Origin of the sequence: Rheinheimera texasensis DSM 17496 (assembly GCF_000711985.1) — a bacterium.
Classification (GTDB): domain Bacteria; phylum Pseudomonadota; class Gammaproteobacteria; order Enterobacterales; family Alteromonadaceae; genus Pararheinheimera; species Pararheinheimera texasensis.
The window spans coordinates 95,294-111,151 of sequence record NZ_JONU01000014.1 but is presented as its reverse complement, the minus strand read 5'-3'; the positions used below and the strand labels follow the sequence as shown (position 1 = coordinate 111,151).

Sequence of the window (15,858 nt, the reverse complement as noted above, 5' to 3'; positions counted from 1 at the left end):
GTTTTCCCGGTTTGGTCATCGCCACAGGCGGCTTGGTCATTGCCGGCTTGAGCTACTGGCACTGTGGTTTTAGCCTCAGGTCTATTGACCACAGCAAGAAGCATCACCATGTTACAGATCCAACAACTTTCTAAAACCTACGCCGACGGCACCCGGGCGCTGCGTCAGCTGAGCCTTCATGCAGGTCGCGGCCTGTTTGGCCTGCTCGGGCCGAACGGCGCCGGCAAATCCAGTTTGTTACGCACTATTGCCACGTTGCAAAGCGCCGACAGCGGCACGCTGCTTTTTGACGGCATTGATGTGTTGCAGGAACCACAGCGGCTGCGTGCACAGCTGGGTTATTTACCGCAAGAATTTGGTGTTTATCCGCATTTGTCCTGCCGCGCTTTGCTGGAACATATCGCTGTGCTCAAGGGCCTGCATCAAGCCAGAGCCCGACGCGAACAAATAGATCAGTTGCTGGCACTGACCAATCTGAGCACCGTGGCCGGTAAAACCGTCGCGCACTTTTCCGGCGGCATGCGCCAGCGTTTTGGTATCGCGCAGGCGCTGCTCGGTGACCCTAAACTGTTAATCCTCGACGAACCAAGCGCCGGGCTGGACCCACAGGAGCGGGCACAGCTGCACAATGTGCTCTGTGAGATCAGCCGCGACCGGCTGGTGCTGCTGTCGAGCCATATTGTCGACGACATCGAGCAGCTTTGCCCCAATGTCGCCATCCTGCTGCAAGGTGAGATTGTGTTGCAGGGCGACACCCAGGATTTAATCGGCCCGCTTTGCGGCCAGATTTGGCAGGCTTTTGGCGCCGATATCGAGCTGCCACCACAGGCGCAACTGCTGCAGCGCAGTTATCAGCGCGGTATCCCGCTGCAACGGGTTTTTGCGCCGCAATGCCCAGGCGCGGATTTTTCGCCGGTCGCCGCCACTTTGCAGGACCGTTATTTTCTGGCACTGGCCAAGCAGGAGGCGACACAATGAAACTCTGGCCTCTGCTTTTGAATGAATGGCGGTTTTGCCGGGTGCAGCCATTGTTTTGGCTGAGTGTGGTGCTGGCGCTGGCCTTTGCCGCACTGGTTCATCTGAACCCTGGCGCTGTCGATGCGCAGCCGGTCAAAGCCCTGCTGCTGCGTCATAGCATGCTGCTGATGACGATTCAGCCGCTGCTGATTGGCGTGTTGGCTTCGCTACTTCTGTTGCGTGACAGCCAGCATGGCATCAGCGCGCTGATTGAAGTAACGGCACAAAGCCGCCGCCAACGACTGGTGGTGCGTGCGCTTGGCCTGTGGCTTTGTGCAGCGTTGCTGCAGCTGTGTTTTGTGTTGTTAGTCGCGCTGGTGTTTTCGACGACCTATGCCGACGTGACCGGCATCTGGCGCTGGTCCTGGCAGTTATTACTGGTACAGCAATTGCCGGCTCTGGCGCTGTTGACTGCACTGGCCTTGTGGTGCAGCTGTCGCAGTCAATCACCCATAGTGCTGTATCTGCAAGGCGCGGCCGTCTGGCTGGGTTACATGCTGCTGGCTGCTGCCACCGGTTCGCCGCTGATGGCCAACAGTCAGTCGATATCACCGCTACTGAGTCAGCTGATGGTGTATCTGGACCCTTATGCGCTGACGCCGGTGCTCGCACAGTTACGCCAAAGCGGCGAGATGCCGGCCGCTCTGAGCCAGCTCAATACCACCTTCTGGCTGAACCGGCTGTTGATCATCACGCTGGCCGGGTTATTGTGCTGGCGTGCCTTGCAGCACAAACCGGCCGCATCAAACCAGCGCAAACCCGCTGCAACCACCGATATTCCGCTTAATGCAGTAGCGCTGCAGTACCAACCTTGCCCGCCGCAGCAACTGCGCCCGGCGCCAGTGTTTACCGCTTTGCTGCGTCTGCAGTGGCAGCAACTTTGTTTTCAATACAGCACTTTATTGGCGATGTTGGCGCTTTGCTTGTTGGTATTCAGCGAGGTCTATACCGGCCTGGGATATGCCGAAGCTTTTAGTCAGCTGGTGCCAGATAGCCGCGATGCGCTGAACCGTGTAAGTGGCGATGTGCTCCCAAGATTTGGCCTGTTACTCACCGCCTTCTGGGCGCATCAGCTCAGCTGGCTGAACCGCCAGGCGCGTATCGACGGCCTGATTGCCGCCACGCCGCAGCCTTCCGCGCTGCTGTTAATGAGCCAGTTTATCGTCTTATCCGGCCTGGTATTGCTGCTGGTGCTGCTCAGTCTCTCTGCAGTTGCGCTGGCGCAAATGCTGTTACAAGTACCGTTGGACCTTGCCGAATATGGCCGGCAGGGCCTGTTGATCCTGCTACCACTTTGGTGCTGGGCGCTGTTATTACTGGCCTGCCATGCGTTGTTGCGCCAGCCGCTGTGGGCCAATCTGGCGGTGGCAGGCTTACTGACCTTTGGTTTGTCGCCGTTGCCGGATTTACTGCAGCTGCAACATCCACTGTGGCGCATCGGCCAAAGCCAGTTACAGCTGCCGGATATTCTGTGGGGTTATCAGGGGACTTTGGGTAGCACGGCGCAAAGTTTTGCCGGCGATATTTATCACGGCGGCTTTTGGCCGTATTTGTGGTTCTGGGCGTTGCTCGCAATAAGTTTGGGCACTCTGGCGTTGCAGTTTTATCATCGCGGCACCGGTTTTAGCCGGCCAAAACTTGTTGCAGCACTCACACCACTGACTGCCGCGACCGCGATCTGCGCTGCATTGGCGCTGCTGCAGGGCCTGCATATTCATCAACGACTTGATGCGGCCGGCGCACTGCAAAACCGTGATGAACGGCTGGCAAAACGGGCAGCCTATGAGCGGCAATATCAGCACTGGCGGACAGTGCCGCAGCCGGTGGTGCAGCAAGTGAAGCTGCAAGTCAACTTGGACCCGCACACGCAGCAAGCCAAAATCAGCGCGACGCTGACGCTGCATAATCCGCATGCGCAGCCGGTTTCACAGCTGTTGCTGGGCTTCCCTGGCTTACAAACGCCCACTGAGTTACAGCAGCTGCAAGGCGGGCAGGCGGTGGCGGACATTGATAACAATCTCGGCCAGCAGGTATTTAACATTCAGCTGAAACCAGGCACCAGCACAACTCTGCAGCTGCAGTATTTTCTGCAGCAACAAGGCATCACGCCGGCACCCAGCCATCAAATTATCCGGCCTGAATTCAGCTACTTGCGGCTACTACAACTGCTGCCGCAAATTGGCTTTGTGCCGGAATTACGGCTGCGTGATGATGCCGAACGCGCCCGTTTTGGCCTGGCACCGCTGCCGGCGTCTGAGACACAGCCATCGGTGTTGGCCGCTCACCACACGCCAGCGTCGGCGCGTTATGACTGGGCCCTGCTGGATACCACCATCGCCGTGCCAGTTGGTTATCAGGGCATCGCCACTGGGGCTTTACTAAAAACCTGGCAGGCCGAAGGCCAGCAGTTTTTCCACTACCGCACTGAGGCGCCAGTGCGCAATGTACCGGCCTTAATCGCAGTGCCGTGGCAAAAACAAAGTAGCGAAGCGGCGGGCGTGCCGCTTGAGATCTACAGCCCCGAATTTAATACCGCCACTGATTTAACCATGCAGGCGATGCAGCAAACACTGACCTGGTTCAGCCAGAACATCGGCGCTTATCCGGGCGACGCACTGCGGCTGGTGATGATGCCGGACATAGGCCCAACCGGTTATGCACTGCCGCAGCTGGTGCTGATTAATCACCGCGTTGGCCTGCGTGCGAAGCCAAGCGCCGATGCGCCTTTTAGTCAGGTATACCGGCGCGCCGCGCATGAAGTGGCGCATCAGTGGTTTGGTCATGGCATCGGCAATGGTGTAGCGGGCGACAGTGCTTTTTTGGTCGAGTCTGTGACCAAATATGCCGAGCTGGTATTGCTCGAGCAGCAGTTTGGCGTGGCCGCAATGCAGGGCTTGGTTGATTTTGAGCAACAGCGGTTTGCCCGCGCGCAGGCTGGCAGTCTGGCCGCTGCCAGCAGCCTGATTGATGCGGAGGAGTCTTATGATCAATATTCCCGGGCCACCCTGGTGTTTGCCCGGCTCAGGGCAGAACTGGGGGATGCAGTGATCATGGCAGCGCTACGTCAGCTTTGGCAGCAGCATCGTTATCCGTTACCGCCGGCCAGTGCGATGGATTTTGTCCGGGTTTTGCGGGCGCAAAGTCCGGCCAGCAAGTTGCCGTTGATAGAGCAGCTGCTGCTCGGCACAGACATCAGGCAATTACTAAACGAAGAATAAACACAACACCCGAAAACTGATATAATGCGCTGGTTTTTTAACCAGCGCGTCAACATCTAAGAGGAGTCTGACGATGAAAAAACCACTGCCGCATGATCACCAGCGCGGCGCCATTCAGGACAATATGCTCAAAGCCGTTATCACCAGCCCGCTGTTCAGAACCCGGGTGGTCAAAGCGAAAAAAGGCAAAGGTTCTTATAACCGGCACGATAAAAAGGGGCGACAATCGCAAGATTCCGCCCCTTTTTGTTGGTTGTTTTTTGCCAGTATTTAAAGCAAATCAACGCCATCCGGCCACTGCCGCACCAACTGCACTAACCGCGTTATTTTTATGTCACTGAGCTGACGGTAATCCAGATAAGGGCAAACCAACAGCCGCAATTTTTTTGCTACGGCAAATTCATCATCCAGCCAGACTAAACCGCCAGTCAGCGTTTCCGGCAACAAACCTTGCGCCAATAAATCGCGCGCATGCTGACGGCCGGCGATAATATGCAAAGTCTCAATGTCAGCATCTGCGCCAAACCCATCCTGATCAAAGCCATTCGCACCGAACAGCAACGCTGTACCGGAGCCGGCTTGCAACAACACCCGGTCGCGCCATTGTTGCCAGCTTTGCGCACCCTGCAATTCAGGCTGCCACGGCGCGGGCAAAGCCCAGACCAGCTTGGCATAAACGTTAAACACCTTGCGCCAGCCATTGCCGCAGTGCCGGTAAATCTGCTCGATTTGACCGGGCAACAACGCCACACAGGCATCAAGCCCGGCAAACTCGACCATCGGCGGCGCTTTGGCGACATAGAGGCGCAGTCGCGCCTCTGAATCGCCTAAACCAGGCTGAAGTAACAAGGTCACAGCTGCTGTGATTTCAGCCAGGCGTCAACCTGCGCCGGAATGCGCTTGACCCGATCTAACCGGCGTTCGATGCCGGCGGCAGCTTCCAGATAGGCGGTTTTCACGGGCTTGGTTTTGGCAGCAGCGGCCTTTTCACGCAACAAAGTTGCCGTGGCGGCATCGCGGGCCGCGCCTAACAGCGACGCATCAAAACCGTCGCGGCGCAGCGGATCTAACCGTTCGTCAAACGCTGGCTGATTGGCCAGATAAAAATCGTAGGCCAGTTGGCTGTGCTCCATTGCCACGCGGTTTAACAACCCCGGCGCAAATTGTTTTGGCGTTAAATCAGTCAGTAACAACGTCAGCGCTTGTTTTGCCAGTGTCACATCTTTAGCCGAGGCCAGTGCGCCCAATAAGCGGCGTTTTTCGGTGCTGTTGCTGGTGTTGGCGGCCAGCGTTTTCAGCTGCGCAAAGTCTGTCGCTGTCGCTTCAGTGCCGACAATTCTCAGCACCACGCCGTATAAATCGCCCGGCAACACCGCTTTATCAGTCTGACTGGCGGCAAATCTTTTGCGCGCTTCGCTAATCACGGTTTGATCACCGAGTTCAGCCAGCACGCCAATCAGGCTGCTGCGCAAAATGCTGGTATTGTCGGATTCACCGGCTTGTTTCTCCCAGCCCACTTTGGCAAACATCGCCTGTGCTTGTTTCAGCGCAAAGGCTTTGTACGCGGCTTCGCCTTGCAAGCCACGGTATAAGTCGGTGAAGCCTTCTAACTGCTGCACCACGTCTGTAGCGATGATCGGATTGGCATCAACCGGCAGTTGCTGCGTCAGTGCCAGATAACGGCTGATGTCGCTGTAACCGGCGTATCCCAGCGACACACTGTCTTTGAGTAAACCCAGCTGATCGACCGCCGGCAATTTTGCAAAGCCTTTCACCACATCGGCGAACAGCGCATCGCTGTAATCCACCCGGTAATAACCAGTCTGGCCGGCGTTGACCGTAACCACGCCACAGCCGGGCACTGTCATCGTCTGCTCGGCATCACCGCGAATTTCGGCGCGGGCCACCGCTTGGCCAGTCACTTGTGCCGTCACCGGTACTGTCCACTGCTGCGCTTGTTTTGATGCGGCATCGAGACCAAAACGGCTTTGCGTTAAGGTCAGTGTTGTGTTGCCCTGCTGACATTCGGCTTTCACTGCGGTGATTAAAGGCACGCCAATCTGGTTGGTAAAATCGTTGGCGATGGTTTCCACCGGGCGGCCAGAGGCTTGCGCCAACGCCTGCCACAGGTTACTGGTCACCGTATTGCTGTACTGGTGTTTTTGCATATAAGCGCGCACGCCGGCACGGAAAGCCTCTTCACCAAGGTAAGCTTCCAGCATGGTGATCACCGACAAACCTTTGGAATAGGTAATACCGTCAAAAGCGGCATTGGCTTCCTCCAGATTACGCACCGGCTGCACTATCGGGTGCGAAGTTTCCTGCGCGTCCTGGAACATGGCGTAATTGCGTGAGCCGACAGCACCTAATTCAGCATGCCACTGCGGGTAGAAATGCTGGCTGGCTTTAGATTCCATCCAGGAGGCAAAGCCTTCGTTCAGCCACAGATCATCCCACCACTGCATGGTGACAATATTGCCAAACCACTGGTGCGCCATTTCGTGGCCGACGACGGCAAACACTTCTTGTTTGTCACTGGTGTTGGAAAATTGCGGGTCGAGCAATAAGGTGCCTTCGAAATACATCACGGCGCCCCAGTTTTCCATCGCGCCAAAACCCCCGGCGCCCGGCACTGCGATGTGGTCAAGCTTCGGCAGCGGATACTGCACGCCGAAATAGTCGTTGTAATAATCCAGCAGCTGATAAGAGGCATTTAAGGCAAACGCGCCTTTAACCGCGTCACCTTTTTTCGCCACCACGCCATGTTCAATACCACCGGAACGACCGGAAATGCGCTCATAGTCGCCGGCACCGACATACAGCAGGTAGCTGCTCATTTTCACGCTCGGCGCAAAATCAACGCGGTTGCGGCCATCCGGCAGCGGCTGGCGGCGTTGCTCGGGCATGTTGGATAAGGCCAGCTGGCCTTTGGGTTCGATGATGCTGATTTTAAAAATGGCTTTGTGTGCAGGCTCATCCCACATTGGCGCTAACTTGCGCGCATCACCGGGCTCAAACTGGCTGGACAACATGCGGCCTGTGCTGCCATCGGGTTTGCTGTAGTCAGTGACAAACAAGCCAGCCGACTGTTCGTAAATTTTGCCCTGATAACGCACACGCAGCTGGTGTTTGCCAGGGCTGACCGGCGCTTTGAAGTGCACACGTTGCGTGGCAGCGACCACTTCGGTATCGACCTTTTTGCCGTCAATGCTGGCGTCTATGATGGTTAAATCCAGCGCGTTCAGCACCAGCTCACTGAGCGTTTGACTAGCGTTAAAATCCAGCGTCAGTTCGCCCTGAAAAGTCAGTTTCTGTAAATCCGGATCTATCGTCAGCTGATACTGCTGCGGGCTGGCACCGGCGGGCAATACATCACGGTCTGCCGGAACTGCTGCAGCCATCGCGAAGGCAGAGCAAAACAAAGATGCGCTGACCGCCAGCGCCAGTGGTGTTTTTAAAAAGAATGTGGACATAAAATCAAAATTCCATGCTGGGTCAGAGGGTTGCAGAAGCAACCTTTCATTGAATAGGGTTATTGTGCAGAGTTAACATAATGAAAAATAAATGTAAGGTCACTTATTTTTTTCAGCCATGCCGCCGGCTGCGCTCAATGGCAGGCCGGCTGCGGTGAAATCACACTGAGGTGGGCATAAAACGAGAATGCGCTGTTCAGGCAGAAGCGTTCATTTCGGCTGCAATTTGCCGCAGTGTCCCGGCCAATTGCGCCGGCTCCTGCGCACCGGAAATGAGATAACGCTGGTTGATGACAAAAGCCGGCACTGAGCTGATACCAGCCTGCTGATAAGCAGCCTCTTCAGCGCGTACGTCATCGGCAAACTGCGTCGAGGCCAGCACTTGCGCCGCAGAATCTGTGTCCAACCCGGCCACTTCGACACAGCGCAGCAGCACCTGCGGTTCACTGACTTGTTCGGCGCGGCCAAAATAAGCTTCAAACAACGCCAGCTTTAGCCGGGTTTGGGCCGAGGCCTGTTGTGCAGAGTGGCTTTGCGCTGATACCGCCGGATAAGCAGCCGCCGCCCATTTCAGCAGCCGGTGTGCGTCAAAGGTATTGCAGGTTAGCCGCTGTTCCATGCCAGTGAAATTCAGCCCAAGGCCAGCCGCCAATTGCATCAGCATTTGCTGAGATTGCTGCATTTGCGCCGCCGGCACACCATATTTGCGGCATAGCGCCGGCAAAATCGGCTCTGGCTTTAATGCCGGATCGGGATTGAGTTCAAACGCACGCCAGTGCAAATCCACCGCAATTGCGCCTTGTAAACTCTGCAGCACTTGTTGCAGGCGGGCATAACCAATGGCGCACCAGGGGCAAGCCACATCAGATACTAAATCAATGCGCAGCAAGGTCATACGCTGACTCCTGCCGCCGCTAAGGCGTAATCAAAGCCGGCGCAAATCACCGCAACCTGCGCCTGGTTGCACTGCTCTGGTGTCGCGCGCGGGCTGTCCGGATAAACTTCTGTGGTGGTGACATAAGGGGCGTCGGTCATGCCGCCACAAAGCGCCAATGACTTTTTCGCGTAATTGACTACACCAAACTGCTGCAGCGGCTCGCCAATCAGGCAGCCATTGTCGTCCGCTTCCGCTACGTGAGTGACTTGACTGACAGCTTCGATCATCACCCGCTGAAACTCCGGCTGCGGCTTGTCAGTGTCGCCGACCAGATAAAAGCCATCCGGAATATTCCAGTTGTTGTTCACAGTGCCGTCGCGCGCTGCTTTGGCCGGGCGGAATTCGCTGTTATCGGAATCAGTGGTTTCATGTAAGTCGATATGTACTAAAGGCGTTGAGAACTGACTGAGCAGCGCCAGCACGGCATTGGCTTCCTGCGATGGCCCACCGGCGACAAAAGAGCGGTTCGGGTCCACTGCATCCGGGTTCCAGCGGTTGATGGTTTCGTAGCCCCAGGGGCTGATGCACGGCAGTACCAGCACATTGGCGATGCTGGCGTAACGGGCGAAATGGTCACGGATAAACAACAGTGCGCCCTGTACACCGCTGGTTTCATAACCATGCACACCGCCGGTGACCAGTAAGAGCGGTTTGGCAGCATCAAACTGACGACTTTTCACGGCATAGAGTGGATAAGCGCCAAGCTGATACTGGCTGTAATCGAGCGTGCCGTAGCTTTGTAACTCTGCACACTCTGTCAGCGCTGGCGCTGTCAGAATCTGCTGCAGCGGGCTGACCACTTCAGCCGGATAACTGCGTTTGACCGGTTGCTGACTGAGCCACAACGCTTTTTCCGCAGCGCCCCAGGGGGTGCCGACAGTGCCAATAGGATAAATACGCTGTACAGATTCAGTCATTACGGTGGCTCCAAAACAGGAAAAAGCAAAGCCGTACTATAACATTGCAGCCTGAACGGAAAACAGGCCGGCTGCGCAAGCACTGGTGCATCCTAACGTTTTTTGTTATTAATCAGCATATTAAACGACATGACAACGCCACTGTCATACGACAGAGCCTGCCACTACATGACACTAAGGCGTCATGGCGCAGCACTGTCGTCACGCCCGGCGCCGTCGACAGGATATAAAACAGCAACTACAGCAGTCGTGCTGTTTAACCAAAAGGAACTGTGAAGATGACAACAACCGCAAATAGCCGGGTCGCCAGTGTGTTTGATTATGCTGGCCATGAAATCCGCCTTGAAGTCAGTATGTTCAGCGGTCGCGAATGGCTGTATCTCGACGACCAATTGCTGGAGAAAAAACGCAACCTGACTTCATTTCGCAGCAAGTTTCAGTTTGTTCTGGATGGACAACCTGCAGAAATCCGCTTGCAATCCAAAGGCATCGCAGGTGCTCTGCTGACCGGCCACTATGGGGTAGAACTTTATGTCAGTGACGAGCTAGTGGACAGCGATGAATTTAACTACAGCCAGCTGATGGTGAAAGACCCGAAAAAACGCAAAGGCGGTCTGTTGTTTTTGGCAGGTTGCATGGCCGCGGGTTTTGTATTTGGCATGGCAGTTGCCGTGTTTTTTCAGCACTGAGGCCGGCCATGCAGCTCAATCCTCAATTAATCAAACAACTCCGAACTGAGCGGGGCTGGACCCAACAGCAACTGGCCGATATTTGCGCCATTAGCTTACGCACAGTTCAGCGGGTCGAATTGCAGGGGCTAGGGTCGTTGGAAACCTGTAAGGCGCTGGCGACCGCGTTCTCCATCTCCCGTGAGCAGCTGCTGGAACAAAATCAGCCGGCGTCCGACCAGGCTGTGGCAGCGCATACTTCGAAAACCAGGATTTGGGTCGGTCTGGCATTTGTCATCGGGATTGTGGCCGGTTCAGGTCTGACGCAGTGGCTCCTTCGCTAGAGACCAGGTGCTGACCGCCGTGATTGCCACCAGCACCACACCCCTGACACCGGCAATAACAGACAAGCAGACCCGAGGGCGCCTATCAACAAGCTTTGCGTCAACAGCCAGATATCACCAAAGCTTTGCTGCCAGGCGCTAAAACCCAGTGCCAGCAGCAGACAAACGACAGTCCAACGCCAGGCCGGCCAGGGGAAATACTGTGGGTACAGCTGCTGCAGGCTTTTGCTCAATAAGTACACCGGTGCTAATACCGTTGCCAGCAATAACGCCAGCGCCGCCAGAAAAAAAATTACAGTGATCAGCGTTTGCATCAGTCCTCCCTGTCAGCAGTCATCTTAGTTGAATCACTGGATAACAGGGAAGAGCCGACGAACCGGCAAAATTTTGGCATAATGCAGCTTTTGCACGCCAAGAGGTCATCATGCTGCAGGCAACCCGCTATATAAGCTATTTTTTTCTGCTGAGCTATTTCGTTGCTTTGGTTTTTACCGGTGTGATGAAAGGCACGCTGTATCAGGATCCGTTGCACCTGCAGTACATATTGATGAGTCTGGGCCTGGCCTATCTGGGGCAGTTCGTACAAAGCCAGACTATGCTGACAATAGTGTTTGCCGTGATCCTGACCGCGCTGGTGAAGATTTGCACACAGGTGTACGGCTGGCCTATTACTGAACGCGCAATTGGCGGCATGAATCTGGGATATCTCATCGCTTATTTGCTGTGTATTCAGCAGCTGGTGAAACTGAAAAAGCAGCATCAATCCCGGAACTGATGCGGCCGGTTGGGCGGGACGCCGGAGCTCTGTCGGAGGTCCTGAATGCATTGGTTGCGCTGTTATTGCCTGTGTTTACTGCTGCCGGTTCACGCGCTGCGGGCAGAACCGCTGCAACTGGTTGACACACTCGCCAGTCTGCAACCCAAAGCCGGACCACCGCCGGCTGAAGCGCAAATGCTACTACGCATTTTGCAACAGTACCCATCGTCTTACACACTGGTCGATATCAGCCGAAACCGCGCGCGCGAATGGACCAAAACCGCCGGAAACGCCTGTATTCCGTGGCTGCGCAAAACAGCGGCACGCGAACGCGATTACCTGTTCACCTTACCCTATATGCTGGAAAGCGCGATCACGCTGGTGTCACTACCACAATCGCGCTGGCACACCCAGCTGGAACAGCTGCAGGATGCCGACGGGAAAATCAGTCTGACGCAACTGCTGCAACTGAAACGCCCGCCACTGATCGGCACTGAACTGAACCGCAGTTATGGCGACAGGCTGGATGCAGTTTTACAGCAGTATCAGGGGCATGCCGCCATTTATACCCGCAGCACCGCCGGCGAATTTGTCGGCAGTATGCTGCCAATGCTGCAAAAAGGTTTTGTTGACCTGATGCTGGAATATCCCAAAATTGCCGCACGCAGCGGCAGTGCGCTGCGTTATTGGCCACTCACCGAAGCTGAGCCGTACAACGCGGTCCATTTTGCCTGTTCCCGCACGCCACAGGGTGAAAAAATCGTCGCTTTACTCAACGACAGCATTCGTCACCTGGCCGCAAATAAAGATTATCAGCAACTAATGCTGCAAAGTTTTGCCGAAGCCGAGCGCCAACGGGTGCTGCGCGACTGGCAACAGATGCTGGTTAAACCTTAGCTTTTGGTTGCGGTACGCTTTGGAGGGATGCGATATCCGGCTTTCTGTAGCGCAGGTATAAGCTCCGGATCCGGACTGAGCTGAATAAAAGTGATCACGCTAAGCGGTAATCTTTTGCCAAAGAATTGGAGCCTTTTGACTATTTCGCTTGCAGGTGCCTCCAGCTGCAGCATCTGGTGCAGCATATATTCCTGAGCAAAGCTGCGGTTGTTGAAAAAGTAGCTTTTCTGGTCTTTAACCTGTGTTTGCATAAAAACATCCAGCTCCTGCCAGTTTGCCTGACGGATATACTGCTCCATCTGCCCGGCAGTCTGCTCAAACTTTCGGGTCTGAGCCACATGGTCCGGGTCTGTGCTGACTTTGCTGAGCAACTTTTCGCTGCTCTGCAGCAGCCGTTGCAGCGAGCTCTCCGGCTCTTGTGCAGTGAGCATTGCCGGTAACTGGCTTGGCGCCTGACACTGCCACAGTTGCGTCAGCGTCTGACTGATTTGCTGGCTGGTCTGCCTTAACTTGCGACTGACGGTGGCACTTGCAGTAGTCCCAAGCGGATCTGCACCGACCGGCTCATGCTGTAACAAGGTCCGAAGTTGTGTTGCTTCAGCCTCTGGCAGCTGCTGTAACCAGAACCATTGCCGCTCGGCCGATACTGGCGCCAGTTGCAGACGGAGCAAAGTGCGCACTAAAGGCAGTTGCTGTTGCAGCTGCTCCTGACTGGCCGGCAGCGGCAGCAAATCAAACGCATTGTCATCCAGCGGGCCGAATCCGGCGGGCACACCCTGCGCCAGCCAATAATCAAACAAAGTGGTGTCGGCGCGCTGTGCCGCCAGCAGCGTCAGATTCATTGGTCGATAGTTTTCCAGCCAGCTGATGGCCAGCTCGCCGCCATAAGATTGCTGCAACATATCGACGATTTGCAGGTCGCGACCAAGCCGGCTGACCAGCAATAAATCGATAAAACCGGCCTTGAAACCGCTGTCGAGCAGTTGTTGTAACTGGACCGGCTGCAGCTCTGGGTCCAATTGCAGAATGACTTGCAGCAGGGTGAATTCCAAAAAGCCAAGCTTGGCAATGTCCGCTGGTTGCGGATACTGCTGCAACCAGTCTTGCAGCGCCCGGTAATCTTGTTGCTCAGTAGCCCGTTTGACCTGCGCTAAATCACTGATGGCGATTCTGATCAACTGCTGGCGCTTTTGCATTAGCAGCACCAAACCGTCCTGAATTTGCCGGCCCACAGGCCGCAGCACCGCGATATCGCCGCCGAGTTCGCGTAAATATTGCAGCTGCAACTCTGGCCGCAGCTGTGCTTCCTGCATCAGGCGTTTTAGTGCCTCACTCTGGTGTTGGCGGGTGGCACGCAGTGTCGCAAATTGCGCCGCCAGCTGTGTTGGCGCCGGGCAGCTTGTCGCGACAGCCGCTGAGGCAGATACCGCAGCGCTTTTTGCAGTCGGCGTTGTGCCCCTGGTTGTCGCCTGCTCTGCCATGGGTGACAGCTGGCCTGCAGTTGCCGGTTGCGCAGAAGGTTGTTGTAGCTCATCAGGCCAAAACAGTATCGCCATCCCCGGCAAGACCAATATCAACAGCCATTTCCGCATGCCATAAACACCTGAAATTAACAAAAACGCAACCATAATAACGAAATTCCAGTTAGCCGTCAGCAGAGAAACCGGTACAGCCGCCAGTCAGCTGGCGTCGCAGCTCATCGACACCTATGCTAAAAAAATTCAGATTGGCGGAAGAACTAACGCATGCGCTGGCAAATTTTTCTCTTAGGATGCTGGTTGCATCACAGCACAGCAGCACCGGTACAACTGGTGACAGAAGTCTTTCCACCTTATCAGCAGCTGCAGGATTCGACCGTCCACGGCTGGTCCGTCGACATAGTCCGGCAGATTATGTCGGCTGCCCAACTGCCGTATCAGATTGACGTGATGCCCTGGGCCCGCGCCGTTAAAACCGCCAGTTCCACCCCGGATACACTGATTTTTTCTTTGTTACGCACCGAAGAGCGCGAAAGCCAGTTCGCCTGGATAGCGCCATTGTGCCCGATGCGCATTTCGTTTTATGCCAGTAGTCACAGGCCAGAAGTTCAGGCAGCTGACTTAAACAGCGCGCTGAAATATGTAGTTGGTGTAGAAAACGGTCAGGCGAACTATCGTTTTTTACGCGAGCAGGGCTTTCGCGAAAGCCGCAATCTGGTGGTGGTTGGGCACAATCATCAGCTGCTACAAATGCTGGATCTGGGCCGAATTGATTTGATGTTAGTGTCTGATATTTATGTACAGCAATTGCCGGATCAGGGTGCACAGTTGCGTCGGGTATTTACGGCGCACGCTTTGGAAAAATATCTGTATCTCGCCGCCCATCCTGCCACCAACCCGCAGTTGCTGGAGAAACTGCGGCAAGCCTGGCAACAGGTAAAAACCAAGCACCCGCCACCTTGTCAGCAAGTCAGTTCACCGCCTTTCTGATCGCTGAACCAGCCAGCAGATGTTAGCGTATTGCCGCTATCGCTGATCAGCCCCGGAGATGTATGGATTCGCTCAGTCAAATGGCCTTAGGTGCCGCCGTCAGTATTGCAGTGTTCCGCCGGCGTCAGCCGCTGTGGCAATCAGCTTTATTGGGCGCGGTAGCCGGGACTTTGCCCGACCTTGACGTTCTGCTGCATTTTGACGACCCAATCAGCGAGATGACCCGTCACCGCGCCGAAAGCCATGGTCTGTTTTATCTGACACTGGCTTGTTGGCCGCTGGCCTGGTTATGGCGCAAGATCAGCGGCACGCAGGCCAGCTTCCGCCGGTGCTGGTGCGCGATTTTTGCCGTGCTGATCACGCATCCGCTGCTCGATACGCTGACAATTTACGGCACTCAGTTAGCTCAGCCATTCAGTGACCGGCCTTATGGCACCGGCAGTGTGTTTGTTATTGACCCGCTGTATACAGTGCCGCTGTTACTGGGTCTGGTGCTGACGCTGCGGCGACAAAGGCTACGCAGTAATGACTGGATGCTCGGGCTCAGTACTTTGTATTTAGGCTTTGGTCTGCTGGCACAGCTGCACGTCAAAAACCTTGTGCTGGCGCAATTGCCGGCCGGGACCAGTTCAGAGGCTGTACTGGTAACTGCCACGCCATTTAACACCTTAGTCTGGCAGGTAATAGTACTGGAACCGGACCACTACCGGGAGGGCTTTTATGCGCTGGCAGATGGCGGCAAGCCTGTCGTCTGGCGGCTCTGGCCGCGCGATCAGGCTCTGCTACGCCAATCGCAACACAATCAATACATCTCCCAGCTTACCCGCTTTAGTCATGGATTTGTCGTGTTAACGGAAACGCCGGACGTGTTGTTACTGGCTGATTTACGGATGGGGCTGGCTCCGAACTACAGCTTTCATTTTGCCCTTCGCCAGAATGCCGATGGCAGCTTACAACCACCTTGTCAGCTCAGCAGCGTCGCAATCCAAGGCGAGATAGGCATGGCGCTACGCTGGTTATATCTTCGTGCCAGCGGGCAACAGACTACGGCCTTTTTTAATCCGCAAATCAACACGGCTGTTGCGCTAACGCAACTAGCGCAACAGCCATGTAAAGGTGAAGTTCGCTAATCAACCGGTGTTAAATACACCGGTTAGAGCTA

At 55.5% G+C, this 15,858-nt stretch carries 15 protein-coding genes; 9 read left to right on the top strand and 6 right to left on the bottom strand.

Annotated elements, in window-relative coordinates:
* The first annotated feature begins 108 nt into the window (after window positions 1–108).
* The 3 genes from Q399_RS0109325 to Q399_RS0109315 all read left to right on the top strand — a co-directional run bounded on the left by Q399_RS0109325 (window position 109) and on the right by Q399_RS0109315 (window position 4,509).
* The gene (locus Q399_RS0109325; RefSeq protein WP_031568074.1) at window positions 109–978 is read left to right on the top strand and encodes an ATP-binding cassette domain-containing protein; all 870 of its coding nucleotides are present in this window, start codon (window positions 109–111) and stop codon (window positions 976–978) included.
* A complete protein-coding gene (locus Q399_RS0109320) occupies window positions 975–4,235 on the top strand; it encodes a M1 family aminopeptidase (protein ID WP_031568073.1) in 3,261 nt (1,086 codons plus the stop codon). Before Q399_RS0109325 ends, Q399_RS0109320 begins: the two co-directional genes overlap by 4 nt.
* A gap of 73 nt (window positions 4,236–4,308) precedes the next feature.
* Entirely contained in the window at window positions 4,309–4,509 is a 201-nt protein-coding gene (locus Q399_RS0109315) for a ribosome alternative rescue factor ArfA (RefSeq protein ID WP_211253261.1), read from the top strand.
* Here the strand turns inward: Q399_RS0109315 and Q399_RS0109310 are convergent.
* From Q399_RS0109310 to Q399_RS0109295, 4 genes are all read right to left on the bottom strand, one after another.
* Complete coding sequence (locus tag Q399_RS0109310; RefSeq protein ID WP_245612866.1) at window positions 4,506–5,084, bottom strand: DUF6942 family protein; 579 nt, start codon at window positions 5,082–5,084, stop codon at window positions 4,506–4,508. The genes Q399_RS0109315 and Q399_RS0109310 overlap by 4 nt on opposite strands.
* A gap of 2 nt (window positions 5,085–5,086) precedes the next feature.
* Window positions 5,087–7,708, bottom strand: coding sequence for a M1 family metallopeptidase (locus Q399_RS0109305; protein ID WP_031568070.1), 2,622 nt, complete (start codon window positions 7,706–7,708; stop codon window positions 5,087–5,089).
* Window positions 7,709–7,904: 196 nt separating this feature from the next.
* Window positions 7,905–8,603, bottom strand: a complete 699-nt coding sequence (locus tag Q399_RS0109300; RefSeq protein ID WP_031568069.1) for a DsbA family oxidoreductase — start codon at window positions 8,601–8,603, stop codon at window positions 7,905–7,907.
* The gene (locus Q399_RS0109295) at window positions 8,600–9,562 is read right to left on the bottom strand and encodes a M14 family metallopeptidase (protein ID WP_031568068.1); all 963 of its coding nucleotides are present in this window, start codon (window positions 9,560–9,562) and stop codon (window positions 8,600–8,602) included. Before Q399_RS0109295 ends, Q399_RS0109300 begins: the two co-directional genes overlap by 4 nt.
* 278 nt (window positions 9,563–9,840) lie before the next feature.
* Here Q399_RS0109295 and Q399_RS0109290 point away from each other — a divergent pair, with 278 nt between their 5' ends.
* The gene (locus Q399_RS0109290; protein WP_031568067.1) at window positions 9,841–10,251 is read left to right on the top strand and encodes a hypothetical protein; all 411 of its coding nucleotides are present in this window, start codon (window positions 9,841–9,843) and stop codon (window positions 10,249–10,251) included.
* A gap of 8 nt (window positions 10,252–10,259) precedes the next feature.
* Entirely contained in the window at window positions 10,260–10,574 is a 315-nt protein-coding gene (locus Q399_RS0109285) for a helix-turn-helix domain-containing protein (protein ID WP_031568066.1), read from the top strand.
* Here Q399_RS0109285 and Q399_RS0109280 read toward each other — a convergent pair.
* A complete protein-coding gene (locus tag Q399_RS0109280) occupies window positions 10,571–10,888 on the bottom strand; it encodes a hypothetical protein (protein ID WP_031568065.1) in 318 nt (105 codons plus the stop codon). The two genes, Q399_RS0109285 and Q399_RS0109280, sit on opposite strands and share 4 nt — an antisense overlap.
* A gap of 110 nt (window positions 10,889–10,998) precedes the next feature.
* On the opposite strand from Q399_RS0109280, the gene Q399_RS0109275 reads away from it, so the two are divergent.
* Both Q399_RS0109275 and Q399_RS0109270 read left to right on the top strand, forming a co-directional pair.
* The gene (locus Q399_RS0109275; RefSeq protein ID WP_031568064.1) at window positions 10,999–11,349 is read left to right on the top strand and encodes a hypothetical protein; all 351 of its coding nucleotides are present in this window, start codon (window positions 10,999–11,001) and stop codon (window positions 11,347–11,349) included.
* A 45-nt stretch (window positions 11,350–11,394) separates the two neighbouring features.
* Window positions 11,395–12,228 carry a hypothetical protein gene (locus tag Q399_RS0109270; RefSeq protein WP_031568063.1) on the top strand — a complete coding sequence of 278 codons (834 nt, stop codon included), beginning with the start codon at window positions 11,395–11,397 and terminating at the stop codon, window positions 12,226–12,228.
* Here Q399_RS0109270 and Q399_RS0109265 read toward each other — a convergent pair.
* Entirely contained in the window at window positions 12,225–13,820 is a 1,596-nt protein-coding gene (locus Q399_RS0109265) for a hypothetical protein (RefSeq protein ID WP_157836262.1), read from the bottom strand. The genes Q399_RS0109270 and Q399_RS0109265 overlap by 4 nt on opposite strands.
* 153 nt (window positions 13,821–13,973) lie before the next feature.
* Between Q399_RS0109265 and Q399_RS0109260 the strand changes: the two genes are divergently transcribed.
* Together Q399_RS0109260 and Q399_RS0109255 are read left to right on the top strand one after the other, a co-directional pair.
* Complete coding sequence (locus Q399_RS0109260; RefSeq protein ID WP_031568061.1) at window positions 13,974–14,696, top strand: substrate-binding periplasmic protein; 723 nt, start codon at window positions 13,974–13,976, stop codon at window positions 14,694–14,696.
* A gap of 62 nt (window positions 14,697–14,758) precedes the next feature.
* The gene (locus Q399_RS0109255) at window positions 14,759–15,826 is read left to right on the top strand and encodes a metal-dependent hydrolase (protein ID WP_051685866.1); all 1,068 of its coding nucleotides are present in this window, start codon (window positions 14,759–14,761) and stop codon (window positions 15,824–15,826) included.
* Window positions 15,827–15,858: the final 32 nt, after the last annotated feature.